This window comes from Paracoccus sp. SSJ (assembly GCF_030234105.1).
Classification (GTDB): domain Bacteria; phylum Pseudomonadota; class Alphaproteobacteria; order Rhodobacterales; family Rhodobacteraceae; genus Paracoccus; species Paracoccus denitrificans.
This window is the reverse complement of record NZ_JASSPE010000013.1, coordinates 98429-122771: the sequence shown is the minus strand read 5'-3', so window position 1 is coordinate 122771 and position 24343 is coordinate 98429. Positions and strand designations below refer to the sequence as shown.

The following is a 24343-nucleotide window of genomic DNA, read 5'->3' as shown; positions in this document are numbered from 1 at the left end:
TCTGTGGTGACGCTGCGTCCTTATGGATCGGCCATGGGCGGCCTTTGCGGCAAATGCATTTTTGCGCCCGAATTCCTCAGAAATCCTGTGGAAGATAGGGCCGCACGAAGGCGCGGTCGAATTCGCCGCGCATCGCCTGCATCTCGCAAGTGGCGATGATCGCTTCGCAAACCGGCGTCAGCTGCACGTCGCGCCGGGTCAGCACCCCGGCGCGCGGCGCGTCATGTTCGCCGGCCAGCGGCAGCCGCACCAGGTCGCCGCGGGCATAGGTCTGCTTGCTCATCGGGCGGATGTTGAAGATGCCGTAGCACATGCCGGCCGCGATCAGCGCCCGCATCATGTCGGTCGAGCGCGCCGAATAGACCACGTTCGGCTTGAGCCCGCGCGTCGCGAACAGGTCCATCAGGTAGCGCCGCGACAGGTCCAGGTCCAGCACCACCAGCGGCTCGGGGGCAAGCTGTTCCAGCGTGACGAATCGCCCGCTGGCCAGCGGATGCGTCGCCGGCAGCGCGGCATGGGGATGGCCGACGAAAAGCGGCAGGAAGCGATAGGCCAGCTCGTTGACCAGCCCGTAGCAAAAGGCGAAATCGGCATTGCCGCTGTCCACGGCGCGGACCACCTCTTCCCAGTTGCCCTCCATCACCTCGATCATCAGGTTCGGATAGCGCTCGCGCACCTCGGACAGGATGGTCGGCAGCAGGATCGGCGCCAGCGGCGTGAAGCAGGCGATCCGGGCGGTGCCGTCGATTCGTTGCTCCAGATCGGCGATCTTGCCGTCGAAACGCGCCTGCGCCACCAGCAGCAACCGGATTTCGTCGATGATCCTGCGCCCGAAACTGGTCGCCGCGATCCCGCGCGAGGGGACGCGCGCAAAGACCGGCTGGCCCAGCTGCGCCTCGATATGGTCGATGGCCGCGGCGATGGACGAGGGCGAAACCGCCAGCGCCTCAGCCGCGGCGGTGATCGACTGGTGGCGCTCGGCCGCCTCGATATAGCGCAGGTGTTTCAGGGTGTAATGCATCGGACCCTCAGGAAAATAGCGGAAATCCCCCGTAATTATGCATTTCACGCAGGATGTTTGTCACGGCTAATCTGCCCGCGAAGCCGGATCCGACGGAGAAATTGCATGATCCCGACCGTTTTTTCAGCACGCCGCATCATCACCATGGACCCGTCGCGGCCCGAGGCGACCCATGTGATGGTGTCCCATGACGGGCGCATCCTCGCCGTCGGCGGCCCCGACGAGATGCGCGGCCGGGGCGAGCTGCGCCACGACGACCGTTTCGCCGACAAGATCCTGATGCCCGGCTTCGTCGAGGGGCACGCCCATATGATGGAGGGCTCGGTCTGGCGCTTTACCTATCTTGGCCATTACGACCGCGTGGCCCCGGACGGGCGACCGTGGCAGGGCATCACCAGCACCAATGCGCTGGTCGAGCGCCTGCGCGAACGCGCCGAGGAACTGGGCGACGGTCCCGTCGTCGGTTGGGGCTTCGATCCGCTTTTCGTGCCCGGCGACCGGCTGTCGCGGCTGGACCTGGACCGGGTCTCGACCACGCGGCCGGTGGTGGTGCTGCATTCGAACATGCACCTGCTGACCGCCAACAGCGTGGCGCTGGAACTGGCCGGATACGACGAGAACACCGATGTCCCGGGCGTCATCCATACCGAGGACGGCGAGCTGCACGGCGAGTTGCACGAGATGGGTGCCATGTTCCCGGTCATGCGCCGGGTCGGCGCCAGCTTCCGCGCCCTTGGCGGCGATCCCGAGGCGATCTGGAACTTCGCGCGTTCGGCCTGCCGGGCGGGGGTGACGACCTCGACCGACCTGCTGAACGAGCTGGCCGACGAGACGCTGGCCGACCTGTTCGCCACCACGGCCGAGGACGGCTATCCGCTGCGGCTGGTGCCGATGCTTTCGGCGATGGCGCTGCCGCCCGCGGCGGTGGCGGCGCGGGCGCAGGAGTTGCGGGCGCGCTCGACCGACCGGCTGCGGCTGGGCGGGGTGAAGATCGTCACCGACGGCTCGATCCAGGGCTTCACCGCGCAACTGAACGCGCCGGGCTATCATCGTGGCACCGACAATGGCATCTGGAACATCGCCCCCGAGGCGCTGAACGCCATGGTGGACGACCTGAACCGCCAGGGCATCCAGATGCATATCCATGTCAACGGCGACGGCGCCAGCCTTGCCGCCATCGAGGCGCTGGAGGCGGCGCTGTCCGGGCATTTCCGCCCCGACCACCGCCACACGTTGCAGCATTGCCAGATGGCCGACCGCGCCCAGCTGCGCCGCATCGCCGCGCTGCAATGCTGCGTCAACCTGTTCGCCAACCACCTGTATTACTTCGGCGACAAGCATTACGAGATCACCATCGGCCCCGAGCGCGCCTGCCGCATGAACCCCTGCGCCAGCGCGCTGGAGATGGGCATTCCGCTGGCCATCCATTCCGACGCGCCGATCACGCCGCTGGCACCGCTGGTCACCGCCTGGTGCGCGGTCAACCGCCTGACCGACAGCGGCCGGCAGTTGGGCACCTCCGAGCGCATTTCGCTGGACGCCGCCCTTTACGCCATCACGCTGGGCGCGGCCTATACGCTGAAGCTCGACGGCGAGCTGGGTTCGGTCGAGGTCGGCAAGCGCGCCGATTTCGCCGTGCTCGAGGACGACCCGCACGCGCTTGGCCCCGAACGTCTGCGCGAGGCGCGGGTCTGGGGCACCGTCTTCGGCGGCCGGCCGGTCCCGGCCGGATCGTTCTGAGCCATGGCCGCCCCGCTTCCGGTCAACATCCTGTGCGGCTATCTGGGGGCCGGCAAGACCACCTTGCTCAACCGGCTCCTGGAGCGGCAGGACGAGCGCATCCTGGTCATGGTCAACGATTTCGGCGACATCGCGGTCGATGCGGCGCTGGTCTCGCGCCGCTCGGCCGACACGATCCAGCTCAGCAACGGCTGCATCTGCTGTTCCATGGCGGGCGGCCTGTTCGACGCCTTCGAGCGGGCGCTGGATCTTCGCGGCCGGGTCGACCGCCTGATCGTCGAGGCCAGCGGCGTCGCCGAGCCCCGGCGGCTGGCAGGCATCGCCCTGGCCGAGCCCGACCTGGACTGCCGGGCAATCGTCGCCGTGGCCGATCCGCAAAGCCTGGCCGAACGCCTGGCCGACCCGAGGATCGGCGGCGTGGCGGAAAGCCAGGTCCGGGGCGCGGATATGGTGTTCCTGTCGCGCGGCGACATCGCCAGCCGCGCCGCGCTGCGCCGCACCGCCCGGCTGGTCGCCGGGATCAATCCGCTGGCCAGCCTGCACATGGCCCTGGACAGCGGTCTGCTGAAGGCGCTGAGGGCACCCCACGACGCCCGGAGCTTTTCGGCCCTTGCCCCGCATCGCGACCACCGGCACCTGTTCGCCAGCCGCACCATCACGCTTGCATCGCCGCCGGATCGTCAGCGCCTGCTCGGAATCATGGCGCGCCATACGCAGTCGATCCATCGCCTGAAGGGGTATGTCCGCCTGCCCGATCTGCCCCGGCCCCATCTGCTGCAACTGGCCGGGGGCATGCTGTCCCTGGAACCGGCCGAGGCGCCCGACGCCTCGTTCCTGAACCGCCTGGTTGCCATTTCGCCGGACAAGGAAGCGCTGGTGAACCTGGTGGCCGAGTTGGAGCAGGTGCGGGCCTGAAATACCCGTCCCCGAACGGCTGCAAGCTTGGCCGAAACCCGAATCGGCATGGAGGGCCGATCCGCGGCCCGACGCGACCGGCCGGGCGGGATGACCGCCTGCCCGGCTCGAACCGATGCAAAGGTGCAGGATTTCAGAACCATCCGGGCAGTTGGCGACGGTGTTGTCGTAGCAGCGCCGCAATTGACGAATCTTTGCCCGCATTATAAGAACAAATCAGGAACATATTGACTGAACCATGTCCGCTCGCCCTTTCCCTTTCGGGGTGGCGCCTTTCGGACGGGCGCCAGTCCCCGCGCCGCCGCAGCCGGCCGCGCCGATCCTGTCCGAAGCCTTTGGCACCCGGCCCCTTGCAGGCGCGGCGGCCGGTTTCGTGCTGGCCGCGCTGCCGCCGGGGCTGGTGCTCTGGGCGCAGGACCGGCTCAGCCGGGCCGAATTCGGCGCCCCCTTCCTGCCCGGCATGGGGCGGGACCTGCTGCGGCTGGACCTGACGCGCCCCGCCGATGTGCTGTCCGCGCTGGAGGACGGGCTGCAAAGCCGCGCCCTTGCCGCCGTGGTGGGCGAGATCCACGGCCCTGCCCCGGCGCTGAGCTTCACCGCCAGCCGCCGGCTTGCGCTGCGGGCCGAGGCGGCGGGCCTGCCCTGCTGGCTGATCCGCCATGCCGCCCGGCCCGAACCCAGCGCGGCACGGATGCGCTGGCGGCTGGCGCCGCTGCCCTCGGTCCCCGACCCCGACGATCCGCAGGCCCCGGGCGAGCCGCGCTGGCTGGCCGAATTGTTCCGCGCCCGCGGCCGGCCGCCCTCGACCTGGGTGGTGCGCCATGACCGGGCGGCGGATCGTCTCGATTTCTCTGCCCCGCCTCGCGATCGAGAGCTGGCAGAGCCGCGCGACGCGCCGGGGCGACGCATGGCCTGAGGACATCCCGCTGGCGCTGGCCGCGCCCGGCCCGCACGGACCCGTCATCCACGCCGCGAACCGCGCCGCCGAACGGGCCGGCGCCCGGATCGGCGCCCGCGCCGTGGACAGCCGCGCCATCTGTCCCGCCCTGCACATCGAGCCGGCCGAGCCCAAGCGCGACGCCGCCCGGCTGGCGCGGCTGGCCTTCTGGGCGCGGCGCTGGGGCCCCTACAGCACGCCCGACGGCGATGACGGCATCATCCTCGACACCACCGGCGCCGCGCATCTTTTCGGCGGCGAGGCAGCGATGCTGGCCGAGATCCAGGCCGGCTTTGCCCGCGCCGGGCTGACCGCGCGGCCAGCGCTGGCGCCGACGCGCGGCGCAGCCTGGGCACTGGCCCGCTTTGGCCCCGAGCGCGCGATCTGCACCGATCCCTTGCCCGCGCTGGCACCGCTGCCGGTCGCCGGGCTGCGGCTGTCGGGGGAAACCCTGCTGCTCTTGCGCCGGTTGGGGCTCAAGACCATCGGCGACCTTGCCGCCATCCCGCGCCTGTCGTTGATGCGCCGTTTCGCCCGGGCCGAGCCGCAGGACAATCCGCTGGTCCGCCTCGACCAGGCGCTGGGGCGCGCGGCCGAGCCCTTGGACGCGCCCGAGCCCGCCCCGGAATTCGCCGCCGAGGCCCGGCTGGCCGAGCCGGTGATGGACCCCTCGGACTGGCTGCCGGGACTGCTGGCCGATCTTTGCGCCCAGATGGCGGCGGCGGATCGCGGCTGCCGGCGGCTGTGCCTGTCGGTCTTTCGCGTCGATGGCGAGCGGCGCGACATCCGCGTCGCCATGGCCGCGCCCACGCGCGACCCCGGCCACCTGCTGCGCCTGTTCGACGGTCGGCTGGAGCGGCTGGACCCCGGCTATGGCTTCGACCTGATCCGGCTGGCGGCCGAGGCAGTCGAGCCGCTGGCCCAGTCCCAGCCCGGCCTGGACGGCGCCGCGCCGACGGGACTGGCACTGGCGCGGCTGGTGGACCGGCTGGCGGCACGCTTTGGCGCCCAGGCGATCAGCCGCCCGCTGCCGCGCGAAAGCCATGTCCCCGAACGCGCGGAAGCCCCCGGCCCGCCGCTGGCCGCCACCCCTGCGCCGCTCGCGCGCCCCGACCGGCCGATCCGCCTGCTCAACCCGCCCGAAGAGATCCGCGTGCTCTACGCCATCCCCGAGGGGCCGCCGGCGCAATTCGTCTGGCGCCGCCAGACCCTGCGCGTCGCCCGCCACACGGGCCCCGAACGCATCGCCCCGGAATGGTGGCACGACCGCCCGGGCACGCGGCTGCGGGACTATTTCCGCATCGAGGACGACAGCGGCCTGCGCCTGTGGATCTATCGCGAGGGGCTGGTTCATGACGGCCGCGGTGGGGCGCCACGCTGGTTCCTGCACGGGATATTCGCCTGATGCCCGACCATCATGCCCGCCCCGAGATCCTGCTGCCCCCGGTCGAGCACCCGAACCCGCCCGCGGATTACGTCGAACTGGCGGTGACCAGCGCCTTCAGCTTCCTGCACGGCGCCTCGCATCCGCGCGAACTGGCGCTGGCGGCGCATCTCATGGGCTATGACGCGCTGGGAATCGCCGACCTCAACAGCCTCGCCGGCGTGGTGCGGCTGCATGCCACGGCGAAGAAGCTGCACCTGCGCCCGGTGATCGGGGCGCGGATCGTGCTGGCGGACGGCACCGCTTTCCTGGCCTATCCGACCGACCGCGCCGCCTATGGCCGGCTCGCCTCGCTCATCACCAAGGGGCGGCGGCACGATCTGGCCGGGAACTGGCAGAAAAAGGGGCGCTGCGACCTGAACCTTGCCGACCTGGCCACCCATGCGCAGGGGATGCGGCTGATCTGGCTGCCGGGCGACGACCTTTCGCCCCTGCCCGACCTGGCCCTGCGCCTGCCGCAGCTGTCGCATGTCGCGGCCAGCTGGCTTTATCGCGGTGACGACCGGGCGCGGATCAACCGGCTGGACCGGGCGGCGCAGGCGGCGGGGCTCTCCATCGTCGCCGTCAACGACGTGCATTACCACGCGCCCGACCGCCGACCGTTGCAAGACGTGATGACCTGCATCCGCGAGGGCACCACCATCGCCCGGGCCGGCCTGCTGCTGGCGCAGAACGCCGAGCGCCACCTGAAGCCGCCGGCCGAGATGGTGCGCCTGTTCGCCGACTGGCCCCATGCCATCCGCGCCACGCGCGAGATCGCCGACAGTTGCCGCTTCTCGCTGGACGAGCTGCAATACGAATACCCGCGCGAAAGCGTGCCGCCCGGCCTGACGCCGCAGCAGCATCTGGAAAACCTGACCTGGCAAGGCGCGGACTGGCGCTATCCTGCCGGTGTGCCCGACAAGGTTCGCGCCACGCTGGTCAAGGAACTGGCGTTGATCCGCGAGAAGAAGATCGCGCAATATTTCCTGACCATCCACGACATCGTCCGTTTCGCCGAAGACCGGGCGATCCTGCACCAGGGCCGCGGCTCGGCGGCGAATTCCGCGGTCTGCTACGTGCTGGGCATTACCCCGGTCGATCCCGACAAGCATGAGTTACTGTTCGAGCGGTTCATCAGCCAGAACCGCAAGGAGCCCCCCGATATCGACGTGGATTTCGAGCATGAGCGGCGCGAGGAGGTGATCCAGCATATCTACGACCGCTACCGCCGCGAACGCGCCGGGCTTTGCGCCACGGTGATCCACTATCGCCCGCGCAGCGCCATCCGCGAGGTCGGCAAGGTCATGGGCCTGTCCGAGGACGTGACCTCGGCCCTGGCCGATACGGTCTGGGGCAGTTGGGGCAAGGACATGTCCGCCGCCGACACCATGCAGGCGGGGCTCGATCTGGGCGACCCGCTGCTGCGGCGCACGGTCAGGCTGGCCGAGGAGATGATCGGCATGCCCCGCCACCTGTCGCAGCATGTCGGCGGCTTCGTGCTGACCGAGGGGCCGCTGTCCGAAACCGTGCCCATCGGCAATGCCGCCATGCCGGATCGCAGCTTCATCGAATGGGACAAGGACGACATCGACGAATTGCACATCCTCAAGGTCGATGTGCTGGCGCTGGGGATGCTGACCTGCATCCGCAAATGCTTTGCGCTGATCAAGGCGCATTACGGCAAGGTGCTGACGCTTTCGGATTTTGACCATGACGACCAGCCGACCTACAAGATGCTGCAAAGGGGTGACAGCATCGGCACCTTCCAGGTCGAAAGCCGGGCGCAGATGGCCATGCTGCCGCGCCTGAAGCCCAAGAGGTTCTACGACCTGGTGATCCAGGTCGCCATCGTCCGCCCCGGCCCGATCCAGGGCAACATGGTCCATCCTTATCTGCGGCGTCGAGCGGGGTTGGAGACGGTCGATTTCCCCGGTCCCAGGGATGGCGACCCGGACGAGTTGAAGAATATCCTGTTTCGCACCGAAGGCGTGCCGATCTTTCAGGAGCAGGCGATGAAGATCGCCATGGTCGCCGCCGAGTTCACTCCGAACGAGGTGGACGATCTGCGCAAGGCCATGGCCACCTTCCGCTCGCGCGGGACGATCGGGCAGTTGCAGGACAGGATGGTCGGCAAGATGGTCGAGCGCGGCTACACGCGCGACTTCGCCGAGCGTTGCTTCAACCAGATCAAGGGCTTCGGCGATTACGGCTTTCCCGAAAGCCATGCGGCGGCATTCGCACATCTGGCCTATGTCTCAGCCTGGCTGAAATGCCATCACCCGGCCGCCTTCGCGGCGGCGCTGCTGAACAGCCAGCCGATGGGTTTCTACGCCCCGGCCCAGATCGTGCGCGACGCGCGCGACCACGGCATCACCGTGCTGCCGGCCGATGTGAACATCAGCGAATGGGACAATACGCTGGAGCCTTGCGACGGCACCTTCGCGCTGCGCCTCGGCCTGCGCCAGATCGACGGACTGCCCGAGGCGCTGGCCGAACGCATCAAGCAGGCGCGCCACGAACCCTATGCCGACCTGGCCGACCTCAAGACCCGCGCCGGGCTCGATGCCCGGGCCATCCGGCTGATCGCGGCGGCCGATGGCTTGCGCTCGATGGGGCTCGACCGGCGGGCGGGGCTCTGGCAGGCGCGCGCCCTGCGCGATGCGCCGGAACTGCCGCTGTTCGGACGACGGGACGAAGGGCCCGAGCCCGCCGTCACCCTGCCCGCCATGCCGCTATGCGAGCATGTCACCGCCGATTACCAGACCTTGCGCCTGTCGCTGAAGGCCCATCCGATGCGCTTTCTGCGCCGCAGCCTGACGGCGCAGGGCTATGTCCCGGCGGCCGGCCTTGCCGCCCTGCCGAACCGCAGCCGCCTGCGCATGGCCGGCATCGTGCTGGTCCGCCAACGCCCCGGCAGCGCCAACGGCACCTGCTTCGTCACGCTGGAGGACGAGACCGGCGTGGCGAATCTGGTGGTCTGGAAAAAGACCTTCGCGCAGTTCCGCAAGGTGGTGATGACCGCCCGCCTGCTGGAGGTGCATGGCCAGCTTCAGCGCGCCGAGGGCGTGACCCATATCGTCGCGCATTGGCTGGGCGACCGATCCGAAGCCTTGCTGCGCCTGGCCGGAGAGGCGCCGGCCGCGCTGCCCCAGCCCCGGCCCAGCCATCCGCGCCAGGTGCGCATCCTGCCGAAATCGCGGGATTTCCACTAGGCGCACATGCAGAAACCGCGCCCCCTGCGAGACGCGGTTCCAAAGCTGTTCCGTCAGGGGCAGATCTTACTTGATCTTGCCTTCCTTGTATTCGACATGCTTGCGAACAACCGGGTCGTATTTGTTGACCGTCATCTTTTCGGTCATCGTGCGGGCGTTTTTCTTGGTGACATAGAAATGCCCGGTCCCGGCCGTCGAGTTCAGACGGATCTTGATCGTCGTCGGCTTCGCCATCTGTTTCGCTCCTGCTGCGGGGCAAAACGCATCTCGCCAACCCCGTGGAATTCTCTTGAAGCCCGCCTTTTAGCGGCAGAACGGACGAAGTCAACCGGGAATCGGCCGGAAATCGGCGGCTTTCCGGCGAAAATCGCCCGGCCCGGAACTGCCCGGCGCGCATTGCATCGGCCCGGCCAGAGAGGATTTGCGCGGATGGCCTGTAAGCCGGATTTTGTTCCGGGGTCGCCCCCTTCGATGACCATTCCTCTGGCCCCGCCGTTGCCGGCGGGATCTGGCTGCCAACCCGGACCTGCTGGGGCAAAGGCGGCCCTGTCTTGCGACGCGCGGTCCCTATTCGGCATTGCTCCCGGTGGGGCTTGCCATGCCGGGACTGTTACCAGCCCCGCGGTGGGCTCTTACCCCACCGTTTCACCCTTGCCCATGCATGCATGGGCGGTCTCTTCTCTGTGGCGCTTTCCCTGGGGTTGCCCCCGCCGGGCGTTACCCGGCACCGTGCCTTCATGGAGTCCGGACTTTCCTCGACGTTGCCGCCGCGGTCATCCGGCCATCCGCGCAGAAAGGCAGATAGGACCGACGGAGGCCAAGGTCAAGCGCCGCGCCGGTTGCGCCGCCGCATGCGTATTTGGGAAACGGTGAAGGGGTCAGGCCCGCGTCCAGCCGCGCGCGATCTGGGGCAGCGCATCCTCGATCCAGCCCAACAGCGCGCCGACCCGCAGCGCCGCTTCGTGCCCCAGCGGCGTCAGCGCATATTCCACATGCGGCGGCACGGTCTGGAAATCGCGGCGCAGCACCATGCCGTCCGCCTCCAACCCCTGAAGCGTCTGCGCCAGCATCCGCTCGCTGACGCCGCCGATGCGCTTGCGCAACGCGGAAAAGCGGTGCGGCCCCTCGGCCAGCACGCGCAGCACCAGCATGCCCCAGCGCCCGGTCAGCCGCCGCAGCACATCGCGCGAGGGGCATTCCGCCGCCATCAGATCACCCCTGCCGGCGGCATCGGATTTTTTCATACTAACATTCCTGTATGTTCTTACGATCCGTAAGTTAGGGGCCTATCTTTCGCCGCACAAGACATTCAAGGAAAGGAAACGAGAGATGACCGTCGCCGTCACCGGAGCCACCGGCCAGCTTGGCCGCCTGACCATCGCCCGGCTGAAAACCCTGCTGCCCGCAGGCGAAATCGTCGCGCTGGCCCGCAATCCCGAAAAGGCCGCCGACCTGGGCGTCGAGGCCCGCGCCTTCGACTACGACCGGCCCGAAACGCTGGCCGCCGCCCTGCAGGGCGTGGACCGGCTGCTGCTGATCTCGTCGAGCGAGGTCGGCAAGCGCGCCGCCCAGCATCGCGCCGTGATCGAGGCTGCCAAGGCCGCCGGTGTCGGGCAGATCGTCTATACCAGCCTGCTGCATGCCGACCGCTCGCCGCTGTCGCTGGCCGAGGAACATGTGGCGACCGAGGCCATGCTGGCCGCATCGGGCATTCCCCACGCCATCCTGCGCAATGGCTGGTATGCCGAGAACCATACCGGCGCGATCCCTGCGGCACTGGCGCATGGCACGCTGATCGGCGCGGCGGGCGAGGGTCGGATCTCGGCCGCCGCGCGCGCGGATTACGCCAAGGCGGCTGCATCGGTGCTGGCGGATGGTGGCCATGCCGGCCAGACCTACGAACTGGCCGGCGATGACGGCTGGACCCTGGCCGAGCTTGCCGCCGAGCTTTCGGCGCAAAGCGGCAAGGCGATCCCCTATCGCAACCTGTCGCAACAGGATTACGCGGCTGCGCTGACGGGCGCGGGCCTGCCCGAGGGGCTGGCCGGGGCGATCGCAAGCTGGGATGCCGGTGCCGCGCAAGGCGCGCTGTTCGACGACAGCCGCACGCTGTCGCGCCTGATCGGCCGTCCGACCGCGACCCTGGCCGAAGTGGTGCGCGCCGCGCTCTAGAACGGCACGTCGTCCAGCGAGCCGGCCCCACCGGCCTGCGAGGCGGGCTGCACATAGCCCGCCTTGATGGTCTTGAAGCCGGTCGGGAATTCGACGGTCAGCGTATCCTCGGCGATGCCCATGACAGTGCCGTTGCCGAATTTCTGGTGGAACACCCGGTCGCCGACCGAAAACCGCGCCGCCGGCTCGGCATCGATGACGACCGGCGTGCGGTGGATGGGCTGCGCACGCTGGGCGGACCGTTCCTGCATGCGTTTCCAGCCCGGCGAGTTATAGACATCCGCCCGCGCCGCGCGTTCGTGCATCACCGATTGCGCAAAGGGCTGGGCCGCCGCGCCATAGCCGCCGCCGTAAAGGCCCGGTGGGGTCAGCACCTCGACATGATCCTCGGGCAGTTCGTCGATGAAGCGCGAAGGCAGCGACGATTGCCATTGCCCATACATGCGGCGATTGCCGGCAAAGCTGATCGTCACCAGTTCCTCGCCGCGCGTGATGCCGACATAGGCCAGGCGCCGCTCTTCCTCCAACCCTTTCATGCCGCTTTCGTCCATGCTGCGCTGGCTGGGGAACAGCCCGTCCTCCCAGCCCGGCAGGAAGACGATGGGATATTCCAGCCCCTTGGCGGCATGCAGCGTCATGATCGAGACCTCCTCGGACTGCTCGCCCTTGTCATTGTCCATGACCAGCGCGACATGTTCGAGGAAACCTTGAAGGTTTTCAAATTCTTCCAGCGCCTTTATCAATTCTTTCAAGTTGTCGAGCCGCCCCGGCGCGTCGGGCGACTTGTCGTTCTGCCACATGGCGGTATAGCCGGATTCGTCCAGTATCCGCTCGGCCAGCTCGACATGGTTCATGCGACTGTCCAGCGCATCGGCATGCCAGCGGCCCATGGCCTCGGTGAACTGCCGCAGCGCCCCCGCCCCCTTGCCGCCAAGCGCGCCGCTGGCCACGGCCGAGGCCGCGCCCTCCAGAAGCGACAGCCCGCGTTCCCGCGCCTCGACCTGGATCTTCTGCACCGCCTTGTCGCCCAGGCCGCGCTTGGGCACGTTCACGATACGCTCGAAGGCCAGGTCGTCGGTGGGGCTGACCGCCAGCCGGAAATAGGCCATGGCGTCGCGGATTTCCTGCCGCTCGTAGAAGCGCGGGCCGCCGATCACCCGGTAAGGCAGGCCGATGGTCATGAAGCGGTCCTCGAAGGCCCGCATCTGGTGGCTGGCGCGCACGAGGATGGCAATGTCGTTCAGACTGCGCCGGCCGATGGAGTGGCGATGACCGCCCTGGAACGCCTCGATCTCCTCGCCGATCCAGCGCGCCTCGGCTTCGCTGTCCCAATGGCCGATCAGGCGCACGCGTTCGCCCTCCTCAGCCTCGGTCCACAGCGTCTTGCCCAGCCGCCCCTTGTTCGCCGCGATCAGCCCCGAGGCGGCGGCAAGGATATGCGGGGTCGAGCGATAGTTCTGCTCCAACCGGATCACCTGCGCGCCGGGGAAATCGCTTTCAAACCGCAGGATGTTGCCGACCTCGGCGCCGCGCCAGCCATAGATCGACTGGTCGTCGTCGCCCACGCAGCAGATGTTGCGATGCGCCTGCGCCAACAGCCGCAGCCACATGTATTGCGCGACGTTGGTGTCCTGATACTCGTCCACCAGGATATAGCGGAAACGGTCCTGCCAAGTCCGCAGCACGTCGGGATGCGCCTGGAACAGGTTGACGCAATGCATCAGCAGGTCGCCGAAATCGACCGCGTTCAGTTCCAGCAGCCGGCGCTGATAGGCGGCGTAAAGCCGCCCGCCCCAACCGTCGAAAGCGCGTTCCTCGCCCTTGGGCAGCTTGGCCGGGGAAAGGCAGCGGTTCTTCCAGCCGTCGATCAGATGCGCGAGTTGCCGCGCCGGCCAACGCTTTTCGTCGATATTCTCGGCCTGGATCAGCTGCTTGAGCAGCCGGATCTGGTCGTCGGTGTCCAGGATGGTGAAGCTGGGCTTCAGGTGCAGCTCGCCATCGCCGATCAGTTCGGCATGGCGGCGCAGGATCTTGACGCTGATCGAGTGGAAGGTGCCAAGCCAGGGCATGCCCTCGACCATCTCGCCCAAGAGCCGGCCGATGCGGTCCTTCATCTCGCGCGCGGCCTTGTTGGTAAAGGTCACGGCCAGGATCTGCCCGGGCCGGGCGAGGCCCAGGTTCAGCAGGTGCGCGATGCGCGTGGTCAGGGCGCGGGTCTTGCCGGTGCCGGCACCGGCCAGCAGCAGGACCGGCCCGTCCAGCGCCTCGACCGCTGCGCGCTGCGCCGGGTTCAGCCCGTCCAGATAGGGCGTCGGCCGTGCGCCCATGGCACGCTGGGAAAGCGGCACCGGGGCGGCTGCGGCCTCGAAGGCGTCCGAGTCGTCGAAATTGCTCATGCCCGCACCATAGCCCTGCATCCGCCCTCGGGGAAGCCTGTCGTTCTCATTTCGTTCACAGGCCGCCTATCGCCGCCGCGAGGCCCCGGAAAACCAGAAGGGCCAGGGCGAGAAAAACCGCACCCACCGCGTAAAGCCGGACGCGTTCGCGGCGGTTGCGCGGGTGGTGCCAGTCCAGAAACCCCTGACCGTCGAACAGCGGATTGGCATGGAGCATCCCGAACGCGAGGGGACCGGAAGCCCGCCCCTCGGCCAGCCGCCGCAAGCGCCATTCAGGATAGCGATGGCCCAAACAAAGCCAGATTGCCGCCAGCCGGGCCGCCAGGAGACAGGCAATTCCGCTGGACAACCACAGCATTACGCCCTGAGGCCGGCGAAGATCGCGGGATCAAGGCTGGCATGGGCGAAGGTCTCGCCCTGGGTCAGCACCGAAACCGCATCATGCGAATGCAGCGATTCCTGATGGCTGGCGACGACGCGGAAATCGCCGATGCGCGGCTCGGCCATCAGTTCGGCGGCGAAGGCGCGCACCGCATCCTCGACGAAGATCGGATTGGCGGCGTTCAGCTCGGCAAAGGCCTGCTCGTCCTCGCGCTTGACCATGACCTGGGTTTCGGTCGCCACCGCCCGGCGGCACAGCGTCACCATGTCCTCGAACCACAGCGTATCGCCCTGCATCACCACCGAGATCCGCGCGATGCTGCGCTGCGAATGCGGCGTGGCCAGTTGCCCGCGCATCTGCCGGGCGTGCTCGGCCAGTTCCAGCGAACAGGGGCAGGTCGAGGAGTACACGTAATCGAAATGCATGATCCGCAGCCGCTGGCCGGCCCGCTCGGAAAGCTCCAGCGCGATGTCGTAATATTGCCAGCCGGACAGGCCCGAGCGCAGCGATTCGACCCGCATCGGATAGCTGAGCCGCATCATGATGCGGGCGTCAAAGCTGCCCAGGTCGGATTTGTAGTCCTCCAGCGCCGCCTCCAGCACGCCCATCGAGAACTGCTTTTCCGCATGAGCATAGAACGAGCGCATGATGCGGCTCATGTTGATGCCCTTGCGGTCGGCCTCCAGGCTGACCGTGCCGGTGACGCTAGTCTCCAGCGCGATCTCGCCGCCCTCCTGCGTCTGGTAGCGGATCGGCAGGCGGAAATTCGAGATGCCGACATGCTGGATCGGGGCCCGCGCACCGACGATCAGGCTGGCCGGCCCGTTCTGAAGGTCGGGCAGGCTGGCCTTGTAGCTGTCGTCCACGCGGAAATCGGCCGGATATTCGCGGCTCAGCGCCGGATAGGCGCGTTCGGTGGCGACGGGGCGGGCCTCGGTCATGGTCGTCTCCCTGGCAGGTCGGCAACTATTTGGGGGCTCGGAGCCGGAAAGGAAAGGGGCGCCCGGCAGGTTCCGGGCACCGGCATGTCAGGCCAGCGACTGGCGGATGTCCGCGATCAGGTCGCCGGCATCCTCGAGCCCGATGGACAGGCGCAAGAGACCCGGCGTGATGCCGAGGTCCAGCCGAACCTCTTCGGACAGGCGCTGATGCGTCGTGGTCGAGGGATGGGTGACGATGGATTTCGCATCGCCCAGGTTGTTCGAGATCTGGAAGATGCGCATGCGGTTCATCGCCGCGAAGGCCGCCTCCTTGCTGCCCAGGTCGATGGCGACCATGGTGCCGCCCGCGCCCATCTGGCGCTGCACCAGGTCGTGCTGCGGATGGTCGGGCAGGCCGGGATAGATGACGCGGGCAAGCCTGGGCTCGTCCTTCAGCGCGGTCGCCAGTTGCAGGGCGCTGTCGGTCTGGGCGCGCACGCGCAGCTCCATCGTCGCAAGCCCGCCCAGCATCATCCAGGCGTTGAAGGGGCTGATCGCGCCGCCGGTATGTTTCAGATAGGGCTCGGCCACCTCGCGCACGAACTGGCGCGTACCGCAGATCACCCCGCCCAGGCAGCGGCCCGAACCGTCGATATGCTTGGTCGCGGAATAGACCACCACGTCGGCGCCCTGTTCGACCGCGCGGGAATAGACCGGGGTGGCAAAGACGTTGTCCACCACGACCAGCGCCCCGACCGCGTGGGCCAGCTCCGCCACGCCGGCGATGTCCACCACCTCCAGCGTCGGGTTCGACACCGACTCGAAGAACACGGCCCTGGTATCCGGCCGGATCGCCGCGCGCCATTGTCCAAGGTCGGTGCCGTCGACGTAAGTGACCTCGACCCCGAAGCGGGCCAGCACGTCAAGCACGTAGAGGCAGGAGCCGAACAGCGCCCGCGACGAGACGATGTGATCGCCCGGCTTGACAAGGCACATCAGCGCGCCGTTGACCGCCGCCATGCCGCTGGCGGTGGCAAAGGCGTCCTCGGTCCCCTCCAGATCGGCGATGCGGTCCTCGAACATGCGCGAGGTCGGGTTGCCGTAGCGGGCATAGATGAACTCGTCCGGGCCGGTCTTGAGAAAACGGGCCTCGGCCTGTTCGGCGCTGTCATAGGAAAAGCCCTGGGTCATGAACAGGGCCTCGGCCATCTCGCCATACTGGCTGCGGCGAATGCCGTGATGGACGGCACGCGTGCGCGGATGCAGAGGCTGGTTCGACTCCTGGGACTTCGGCTCCTGAGACATGGCTCGCTCCTGATGGTCAGGGATTCCGGTTACCCCCGCCCGGCCAGCCATGCAAGGGTGCAGCGGGCGCTATTCGCCGTCGCGGGGCTGGGCGTGACGCTCGAAAAGCCGCGAATTGGCGATGAAGAACGCCACCATGATCGCCGGCAGGCCGAAGGTCTTGAAATTCACCCAGGCGGTTTCGGACATCAGCCGCCAGACCGCCTCGTTCGCCGCGGCAAGGCCCAGGAACAGCAATGCCATGCGCAGGGTCAGGATACGCCAGCCCTCGGCATTCATCGGCAGCGCCTCGGACATGACCAGTTCCAGCCAGTTGCGGCGCAGGGCCAGGCTGGTGCCCAGAAGCGCGGCGAAGATCAGGTAGATGATCGTCGGCTTCATCTTGAAGAATTTCGGGTCGTTCAGCCAGACCGACAACCCGCCGAAGACCACCACCAGCACCAGCGTGGCGACCTGCATGGGCGAAAGCCTGCCCGTCAGCCGCCACAGCGCCAGCGTGCTAAGCGCCAGGACCGGCACGAAGGCCAGCGTCGCCAGGATGAAGCCGGAATAGTCGCGGCCCGCCAGGCTGACGGTCTGGTCGCGAAAGCGCATGAAGACCAGAAAGAACAGGATCAGCGGGCCGAATTCCAGCGCGGCCTTGAGCCAGGGGTTGATCTTGCGCGATTCGGTCAAGGCGGGCTCCTCTGTGCAACGATGCCGGGGTTCTGCCCCGGCCGGGGCGGCGGCGCAAGCGGCGGGCCTTGGGTCCGGCCGCATCGGTCCGGCCGCGTCAGTCCAGCCGGATCGCGGCCAGGATCGGACCGCTGGCCGAATGCGGGTCGCCGCGGCCCAGTTCCTGCGCCAGGATGGCATGGCGGGTATCGTCGGGGAAATCGGCGCTGTTCTGGCTGTCGCGCCTGACGGTCATGCGCAGGGGGGTGCGACCGTCCCATTCGGCGATGCGCTCGACCGCCAGCACCACGTTGCGGTATTCCAGCGCCATGCCGCGGTTCTCGCCCGCCTTGATCGCCACGTGCCGTTGCGGCGCATAGCGCACCAGGATGATCGCCACCCGGCCCGAGATGGCGCCGCGCGGCGTCAGCTCGATGCGATAGCCGTCCTTGCCCTGGCTGGACGAGACCATGACCGGCGCCGGCCGGGCCATCTGGGTCTGAAGCAGGCCCATCAACTCGGCCGGGCGCAGCGCGATCAGCGTATCGGTGCCGCCGACGATGATCTGCGGCGTATAGATGGCCCGCTCGCCCGTCTGGTGCGCATAGGTCTGTTGGCGGCGAGTGAACTCGGGGCGGGCGAATTCATCGGCCCAGCCCAGGTAATCCCAGTAATCCACATGCCAAGACAAGGCCAGCACGTCCTCGCGATCGGCCAGATCGGCCAGCAGCTCGTCGGCCGGCGGGCAGGACGAGCAGCCTTGCGAGGTGAAAAGCTCGACCACCACGGGCGGGTGGCCCACCGGACCCATCATGCGGGCGCGCGGCTGCACCTCGGCAAAGGAAACCATGCCCGAGGCCGCCAGCGCATCGGGGTCCATGGCCGGCGGCATCCCCTCGGCCGGGACGCCCGGCGCACCCTCGGGCGCCTCGATCAGGCCGATGACGCCGTCATCCTCGTCCTCTTCGGCAGGAAAGGCCGGCGCGGCGTCGGTCGCCTCGCCACCCTCGCGGGGCTGCGATCCCATCGGGGCAGCCGCCGGCGCTGTCGCGGGAGCCGCTTCCGGGGCCGGGCCGGGCGTGGCGTCCTGCGCCCATGCCGGCGCGGCAAATCCGCCCAGCAGCACCCACAGGGCGCAGGCCAGCCCCGGCAGGATCGCCGCCTTCCGCTCTTGCCCCCGGGCCGTCGTCTTGATGCGCCTTGCAGCCATATTGTCCGTTTTCCCGGCTCTTCCGATCCGCAACAGGTAAACCGCCCGGCAGGGGAACGACAAATCAATGCTTTGTTAGTGCGCCGTTCCCGCCGCGTGACCGTGATGCAAAACCCACATCTTGCAACCCTTGCAACCGCGGCAAAAATTTGGCATACCATTGTATACAAATCTTGCCCCGCCCCTTGATCCCCATGCCGAAAAGGGGCAAATGACAAGGCAGCACCGCCATTCAGCCACCTCTTCAAGGATAGGGAGCCGAGTCCATGCCCATCGAAACCGGAACAGATACCGCAAAGACGCGCCGCCAGCTTCAGGTGGGCTCGCAGAGCTATGCCTATTATTCCATCGATGCCGCGACCCAGGCCGGCCTGGGCGATTTCTCGAAGCTGCCGGCCTCGCTCAAGGTCGTGCTGGAGAACCTGCTGCGCTTCGAGGACGGCGGCCGCACGGTCAGCGTGGACGACATCAAGGCTTTCGCCGAATGGGCGCGGCAAGGCGGCCAGAACCCGCGCGAGATCGCCTATCGCCCGGCCCGCGTGCTGATGCAGGACTTCACCGGCGTTCCTGCCGTGGTCGACCTCGCCGCGATGCGCGACGGCATCAAGGCGCTTGGCGGCGATGCGCAAAAGATCAACCCGCTGAACCCGGTCGACCTGGTCATCGACCATTCGGTGATGATCGACGATTTCGGCAATCCCCGCGCCTTCCAGCGCAATGTCGAGCTGGAATATGAACGCAACATGGAGCGCTACACCTTCCTGAAATGGGGGCAGAACGCGTTCAACAACTTCCGCGTGGTGCCGCCCGGCACCGGCATCTGCCACCAGGTTAACCTGGAATACCTGGCCCAGACCGTCTGGACCGATACCGACCAGAAGGGCGAGACCGTCGCCTATCCCGACACGCTGGTCGGCACCGACAGCCACACCACCATGGTCAACGGCCTGGCCGTTCTGGGCTGGGGCGTCGGCGGGATCGAGGCCGAGGCGGCGATGCTGGGCCAGCCGGTCTCGATGCTGATCCCCGAGGTCGTCGGCTTCAAGCTGACCGGCAGGATGATGGAGGGCACCACGGCGACCGACCTGGTGCTGAAGGTCGTGGCCATGCTGCGCAAGAAGGGCGTCGTCGGCAAGTTCGTCGAATTCTACGGCGACGGGCTCGACCACCTGCCGCTGGCGGACCGCGCCACCATCGCCAACATGGCGCCCGAATACGGCGCGACCTGCGGCTTCTTCCCCATCGACAACGAGACGCTGCGCTATCTGCGCAATACCGGCCGCGACGAGGACCGCATCGCGCTGGTCGAGGCCTATGCCAAGCAGAACGGCTTCTGGCGTGGCGCGGATTACGCGCCGGTCTATACCGACACGCTGCACCTGGACATGAGCGACATCGTCCCGGCGATCTCGGGTCCCAAACGTCCGCAGGACTATACGCCGCTGAACCTGGCCGCCCGCGCCTTCTACAAGACCGTGGCCGAATATCGCGGCGTGGACATGTCGGCCGCGGCCGAGGAGATGGTCGAGGAAGGCGGCGGCGTGGTCGCCACCTCGGGCACCGACGTGCGCAAGACCGTGGCGGTCGAGGGCAAGGACTATGCCATCCGCGACGGTTCGGTGGTGATCGCGGCGATCACCTCCTGCACCAACACCTCGAACCCCTATGTGATGATCGGCGCCGGCCTGGTGGCCCGCAAGGCGCGCGCGCTCGGCCTGACCCGCAAGCCCTGGGTCAAGACCTCGCTGGCGCCCGGCTCGCAGGTCGTGGGCGAATACCTGGAGGCCGCAGGTCTGCAGGAGGATCTGGACGCCATCGGCTTCAACCTGGTCGGCTATGGCTGCACGACCTGCATCGGCAACTCGGGCCCCCTGGGCGATGCGGCAATCTCCAAGGCGATCAACGACAACGACCTGGTCGCCACCGCCGTGCTGTCGGGCAACCGCAACTTCGAGGGCCGCATCTCGCCCGACGTGCGGGCGAACTACCTGGCCTCGCCGCCGCTGGTCGTGGCCTATGCCATCGCGGGCGACGTGAACATCAACCTGACCCGGGACCCGATCGGCCAGACGCCCAAAGGCAAGGACGTCTACCTCAAGGACATCTGGCCAACCTCGCAGGAGGTCGCCGAACTGGTCGAGGCCACCGTCACCCGCGAGGCGTTCCAGAAGAAATACGCCGACGTGTTCAAGGGCGACGAACGCTGGCAGGCGGTCGAGGTCACCGACAGCGAGACCTATGACTGGCCTCCGACCTCGACCTATATCCAGAACCCGCCCTATTTCCGCGGCATGTCCAAGGAACCGGGCCGGATCGACAACATCGACGGCGCCCGCATCCTGGCGATCCTGGGCGACATGATCACCACCGACCACATCTCGCCCGCCGGTTCGTTCAAGCCGACCACCCCGGCCGGCAAATACCTGACCGAGCGCCAGGTCGCGCCCAAGGACTTCAACAGCTACGGCTCGCGCCGCGGCAACCACGAAGTGATGATGCGCGGCACCTTCGCCAACATCCGCATCAAGAACGAGATGCTGGAGGGGGTTGAGGGCGGCTATACCCTGGGTCCGGACGGGCAGCAGACCTCGATCTTCGACGCCTCGATGGCCTATCAGGCTCAGGGCACGCCGCTGGTCATCTTCGGCGGCGTTGAATACGGCGCCGGCTCGTCGCGCGACTGGGCAGCCAAGGGCACCAACCTGCTGGGCGTCAAGGCGGTCATCGCCGAAAGCTTCGAGCGTATCCACCGCTCGAACCTGGTCGGCATGGGCGTGATCCCCTTCGAATTCACCGGCGGCGAGAACCGCAAGACGCTGAACCTCAAGGGCGACGAGGTGATCTCGATCGACGGGCTGGCGGGCGAGTTCAAGCCGCTGTCGCTGGTGCCCTGCACCATCCGCTATGCCGATGGCAGCGAGAAGGTGATCCAGCTCAAGGCCCGCGTCGATACCGAGGTCGAGATCGAATATCTCGAGAACGGCGGCGTGCTGCATTACGTGCTGCGCAACCTGGCCAGGGCCTGATCCGCATCACAGGGCGAGTTTAGCAGGCCGTCCCTTCGGGGGCGGCCTTTTCGCTTGTGGGACCGTTGCGGTGAGTATTTGAGGAACGAAGAAGCGCCATGGGGCAGCAAGCATGGCTGCGCGGCACTATTCCTCGGCGCAATACCACATGGTTCCGCCCACGGCGGCCGAGCCGATCACCAGCGAGCCGACCGCCACCGGCGAGGCCGCCACGCCCATGGCCGCCGCCCCTGCCGCCTCCAGCGTGCCCACCATCTGCCCCGAGGTCGCGGCCAGGATCGTGGCGCCGGGCCGCTGCGTCACCGCGTCATAGCCGGCCAGCGCCAGCGCATTGGCGTTGCGGAAGGTCGCCTGCCGCGCCGAGTTCACCCGCTCGCACAGGGTCTTGCGGCACAGCGCATTACCTTTGCGCGCGCCCTTCTGCGCGCCGATATAGGTGTCGTTCTGCTTGTCCCAGAGCAGGCAATAGCTGCCGTCGTCGCCCATCTCGTTGCGCCGCAGGATTTCGCGCAGGGTGACATAGCCCGGACAGGTGATCCGCCCCCAGCCAGAGAAGTTCTTTTCCATCCTCCCGACATTCTGGCGAAACTCGGCATCGCGGACATAGTTGATCTCGGTCTTCTCACCCGCGATCGAGGTCTCGCAAGTCCAGAGCCGCTCGTCCTTCGCCGGCTTCTCCTGCGCCGCCACGGGCAGCGAAAATCCCATCATCCCGATCAAAGCGGCAACCAGCGCCCGCATCGCCTTCCCCATGTGCTTCCTGCGGGCCGGTTTTCCCGAATATGCCGCCGCCATGCAAGCCGCTCGCCCCGCGCTTGCCGGATTGTGAACGGCACCCGGCTTCTTCGTTCCCCAAATACTCACCGCAACGGCCCCACAAGCGAAAAGGCCGCCCCCGAAGGGACGGCCCTGAAACCTGCGATCCCGAAAGGATCAGTTCTTCGCGTAGAATTCGACGACCAGGTTCGGCTCCATCTGCACGGCATAGGGCACGTCGCCCAGGGCCGGAGTGCGCACGAAGGTCGCGGTCATCTTGTTGTGGTCCACTTCCAGGTAGTCCGGCACGTCACGCTCGGCCAGGCCCACCGATTCCAGCACGATGGCCAACTGGCGCGACCGCTCGCGGATCGAGACCACGTCGCCTTCCTTGACGCGATACGAGGCGATGTTCACGCGCTTGCCGTTCACCTCGACATGGCCGTGGTTCACGAACTGGCGGGCGGCGAAGATGGTCGGCACGAACTTGGCGCGATAGATCACGGCGTCCAGGCGGCGCTCCAGGAGGCCGATCAGGTTCTCGCCGGTGTCGCCCTTGACGCGCTCGGCCTCGGCATAGATGCGACGGAACTGCTTCTCGGTCAGGTCGCCGTAATAGCCTTTCAGCTTCTGCTTGGCGCGCAGCTGGGTGCCGAAATCCGACAGCTTGCCCTTGCGACGCTGGCCGTGCTGGCCGGGGCCGTATTCGCGGCGGTTGAGCGGCGACTTGGCGCGGCCCCAGATGTTTTCGCCCATGCGGCGGTCGATCTTGTACTTGGCAGCGGTGCGTTTGGTCATCGCTGATCTCCTTCTTTTACGTTGTCGAAGGGCGTTGTCCTCTGGCAAGATGCCTGACAGGGTTCCCCTTGCGGGGTCCACCAACACCAATGAAGCGGCGCTTATAGCCGCATCGGCACCCGAGTCAAGCGCCCCTGGCCCTTGAGCGGCAGCTTCGATGCCCCTAAATGAGAGACAGCGAACATAAAAAGGCCCGAGATGTTTTCGATCCCCGGCAAATCCCCCGTGACCATCACCCAGGCGGCCGAGCGGCAGATCGCCAGGCTCATGGCCCAGAAATCCGCCAGCGGGCTGCGCATCGGCCTGAAGAAGGGCGGCTGCGCCGGCATGGAATACACCATGGAACTAGCCGAAACCCCCGCCCCGGGCGACGAGGTGGTCGAACAGGGCGAGGCGCGGGTGCTGATCGCCCCTACCGCGCAGATGTTCCTGTTCGGGACCGAGATCGACTATGAATCCGGCCTCTTGGAATCCGGCTTCAAGTTCCGCAACCCGAATGTCACCGACAGCTGCGGCTGCGGCGAATCGGTCAACTTCGCCCCGCTGGAAGGCTCGCGCGCGAAAGCCTGAGCCTTTTTGCCGCAAGTTAGCGCCCACATCGCGCCAGCCGTCTTGATCGCGGGGACCCCCCGGCCTAATCCCTGTCAGACCAAGACAGAGGGAGAGGCAGATGGCCCCGCGCAAGCTCGCCGCCGGCAACTGGAAGATGAACGGAACCCTGGCCGCACTGGCCGAGATCGACCGGCTGCTGGCCGATCACCCGGCACCCGGCTGCGAGGTGCTGATCTGCCCGCCCGCCACGCTGATCCACCCCATGGCCGCCCGCAGCCAGGGCAGGATCGCTGTCGGCGGCCAGGATTGCCACGCCAAGACCTCGGGCGCCCATACCGGCGACATCGCCGCCGCCCAGCTTCGCGATGCGGGCTCGAGCCACGTCATCCTCGGCCATTCCGAGCGTCGCACCGACCATGCCGAGACCGACGAGCAGGTGCGCGCCAAGGCCACCGCCGCGCATGAGGCGGGGCTTGTCGCGGTGATCTGCGTCGGCGAGACCGAGGTGCAGCGGGACGCCGGCCAGACGCTCGACGTAATCTCGGCCCAGCTTGCCGGCTCGGTCCCGGATGGCGCGACGGCCGCGAACACGGTGATCGCCTATGAGCCGGTCTGGGCCATCGGCACCGGCCGCACGCCCACCTCCGACCAGATCGCCGAGGTGCATGCCCTGATGCGCGAGCGCCTGTCGGCCCGTCTGGGCGACGGCGCCGACTTCGCCCTGCTCTACGGCGGTTCGGTCAAGCCGGGCAACGCGGCCGAGATCTTTGCCATCCCGCATGTGAACGGCGCGCTGGTCGGCGGCGCCAGCCTCAAGGCCGAGGATTTCGGCCCGATCATCGCCGCGCTTTCCGCAGCGTAACGCCCCCGAAAAGAACGCCATTCCATCCGGCCGGCCCGGTTTGGAATGGCATTGCCCTT

General features: G+C 67.7%; 20 protein-coding genes and 1 other RNA gene. 9 read left to right on the top strand and 12 right to left on the bottom strand.

Annotated features, from left to right (window positions below; genetic code table 11):
• Positions 1–76: 76 nt before the first annotated feature.
• A complete protein-coding gene (locus QPR87_RS15095; RefSeq protein ID WP_011750512.1) occupies positions 77–1021 on the bottom strand; it encodes a LysR family transcriptional regulator in 945 nt (314 codons plus the stop codon).
• Positions 1022–1126: 105 nt separating this feature from the next.
• Here QPR87_RS15095 and QPR87_RS15090 point away from each other — a divergent pair, with 105 nt between their 5' ends.
• The 5 genes from QPR87_RS15090 (at position 1127) to QPR87_RS15070 (ending at position 9251) form a co-directional block, all read left to right on the top strand.
• A complete protein-coding gene (locus tag QPR87_RS15090) occupies positions 1127–2761 on the top strand; it encodes an amidohydrolase (RefSeq protein WP_285050104.1) in 1635 nt (544 codons plus the stop codon).
• A gap of 3 nt (positions 2762–2764) precedes the next feature.
• Positions 2765–3676, top strand: a complete 912-nt coding sequence (locus QPR87_RS15085) for a CobW family GTP-binding protein (RefSeq protein ID WP_285050103.1) — start codon at positions 2765–2767, stop codon at positions 3674–3676.
• 238 nt (positions 3677–3914) lie between these two features.
• Entirely contained in the window at positions 3915–4592 is a 678-nt protein-coding gene (locus tag QPR87_RS15080) for an ImuA family protein (RefSeq protein ID WP_285050101.1), read from the top strand.
• Complete coding sequence (locus QPR87_RS15075) at positions 4498–6018, top strand: Y-family DNA polymerase (RefSeq protein ID WP_285050099.1); 1521 nt, start codon at positions 4498–4500, stop codon at positions 6016–6018. The genes QPR87_RS15080 and QPR87_RS15075 overlap by 95 nt, the downstream gene beginning before the upstream one ends.
• Positions 6018–9251 carry an error-prone DNA polymerase gene (locus tag QPR87_RS15070; RefSeq protein WP_285050097.1) on the top strand — a complete coding sequence of 1078 codons (3234 nt, stop codon included), beginning with the start codon at positions 6018–6020 and terminating at the stop codon, positions 9249–9251. The genes QPR87_RS15075 and QPR87_RS15070 overlap by 1 nt, the downstream gene beginning before the upstream one ends.
• Before the next feature lie 66 nt (positions 9252–9317).
• Here QPR87_RS15070 and rpmG read toward each other — a convergent pair whose 3' ends face one another.
• The 3 genes from rpmG to QPR87_RS15055 all read right to left on the bottom strand — a co-directional run bounded on the left by rpmG (position 9318) and on the right by QPR87_RS15055 (position 10495).
• Positions 9318–9485, bottom strand: a complete 168-nt coding sequence (gene rpmG / locus QPR87_RS15065) for a 50S ribosomal protein L33 (RefSeq protein WP_011750518.1) — start codon at positions 9483–9485, stop codon at positions 9318–9320.
• A gap of 187 nt (positions 9486–9672) precedes the next feature.
• Positions 9673–10040: RNase P RNA component class A (gene rnpB / locus QPR87_RS15060), an RNA gene on the bottom strand.
• Between the two features lie 89 nt (positions 10041–10129).
• A complete protein-coding gene (locus tag QPR87_RS15055) occupies positions 10130–10495 on the bottom strand; it encodes a winged helix-turn-helix transcriptional regulator (RefSeq protein WP_011750519.1) in 366 nt (121 codons plus the stop codon).
• An 85-nt stretch (positions 10496–10580) separates the two neighbouring features.
• Between QPR87_RS15055 and QPR87_RS15050 the strand changes: the two genes are divergently transcribed.
• Entirely contained in the window at positions 10581–11423 is an 843-nt protein-coding gene (locus QPR87_RS15050; protein ID WP_285050083.1) for an SDR family oxidoreductase, read from the top strand.
• On the opposite strand, the gene QPR87_RS15045 is transcribed toward QPR87_RS15050, so the two are convergent.
• The 6 genes from QPR87_RS15045 to QPR87_RS15020 form a co-directional block, all read right to left on the bottom strand.
• Positions 11420–13819, bottom strand: coding sequence for an ATP-dependent helicase (locus QPR87_RS15045; RefSeq protein ID WP_285050081.1), 2400 nt, complete (start codon positions 13817–13819; stop codon positions 11420–11422). The genes QPR87_RS15050 and QPR87_RS15045 overlap by 4 nt on opposite strands.
• Before the next feature lie 55 nt (positions 13820–13874).
• The gene (locus QPR87_RS15040) at positions 13875–14177 is read right to left on the bottom strand and encodes a hypothetical protein (protein WP_285050079.1); all 303 of its coding nucleotides are present in this window, start codon (positions 14175–14177) and stop codon (positions 13875–13877) included.
• The gene (gene folE2, locus QPR87_RS15035) at positions 14177–15142 is read right to left on the bottom strand and encodes a GTP cyclohydrolase FolE2 (protein WP_011750523.1); all 966 of its coding nucleotides are present in this window, start codon (positions 15140–15142) and stop codon (positions 14177–14179) included. The genes QPR87_RS15040 and folE2 overlap by 1 nt, the downstream gene beginning before the upstream one ends.
• Positions 15143–15229: 87 nt before the next feature.
• Positions 15230–16426: an O-succinylhomoserine sulfhydrylase gene (gene metZ, locus QPR87_RS15030; protein ID WP_011750524.1), complete on the bottom strand. Its 1197-nt coding sequence runs from the start codon at positions 16424–16426 to the stop codon at positions 15230–15232.
• Positions 16427–16495: 69 nt separating this feature from the next.
• Positions 16496–17101 (bottom strand): inner membrane-spanning protein YciB, encoded by a 606-nt coding sequence (locus QPR87_RS15025; RefSeq protein WP_041530463.1) that lies wholly within the window; start codon positions 17099–17101, stop codon positions 16496–16498.
• Positions 17102–17198: 97 nt separating this feature from the next.
• Complete coding sequence (locus QPR87_RS15020; protein ID WP_285050077.1) at positions 17199–18290, bottom strand: DUF1223 domain-containing protein; 1092 nt, start codon at positions 18288–18290, stop codon at positions 17199–17201.
• Positions 18291–18556: 266 nt separating this feature from the next.
• Here QPR87_RS15020 and acnA point away from each other — a divergent pair, with 266 nt between their 5' ends.
• The gene (acnA, locus tag QPR87_RS15015; RefSeq protein ID WP_285050075.1) at positions 18557–21316 is read left to right on the top strand and encodes an aconitate hydratase AcnA; all 2760 of its coding nucleotides are present in this window, start codon (positions 18557–18559) and stop codon (positions 21314–21316) included.
• 126 nt (positions 21317–21442) lie between these two features.
• Here acnA and QPR87_RS15010 read toward each other — a convergent pair whose 3' ends face one another.
• Both QPR87_RS15010 and rpsD read right to left on the bottom strand, forming a co-directional pair.
• Positions 21443–22057 carry a hypothetical protein gene (locus tag QPR87_RS15010; protein WP_285050073.1) on the bottom strand — a complete coding sequence of 205 codons (615 nt, stop codon included), beginning with the start codon at positions 22055–22057 and terminating at the stop codon, positions 21443–21445.
• A 192-nt stretch (positions 22058–22249) separates the two neighbouring features.
• Positions 22250–22870 (bottom strand): 30S ribosomal protein S4, encoded by a 621-nt coding sequence (gene rpsD / locus QPR87_RS15005; RefSeq protein WP_011750529.1) that lies wholly within the window; start codon positions 22868–22870, stop codon positions 22250–22252.
• A gap of 198 nt (positions 22871–23068) precedes the next feature.
• On the opposite strand from rpsD, the gene QPR87_RS15000 reads away from it, so the two are divergent.
• Together QPR87_RS15000 and tpiA are read left to right on the top strand one after the other, a co-directional pair.
• On the top strand, positions 23069–23440 hold the full coding sequence (locus tag QPR87_RS15000) for a HesB/IscA family protein (RefSeq protein WP_011750530.1): 372 nt from the start codon (positions 23069–23071) through the stop codon (positions 23438–23440).
• A gap of 100 nt (positions 23441–23540) precedes the next feature.
• A complete protein-coding gene (tpiA, locus tag QPR87_RS14995) occupies positions 23541–24284 on the top strand; it encodes a triose-phosphate isomerase (RefSeq protein WP_285050072.1) in 744 nt (247 codons plus the stop codon).
• The last annotated feature ends 59 nt before the right edge of the window (positions 24285–24343 follow it).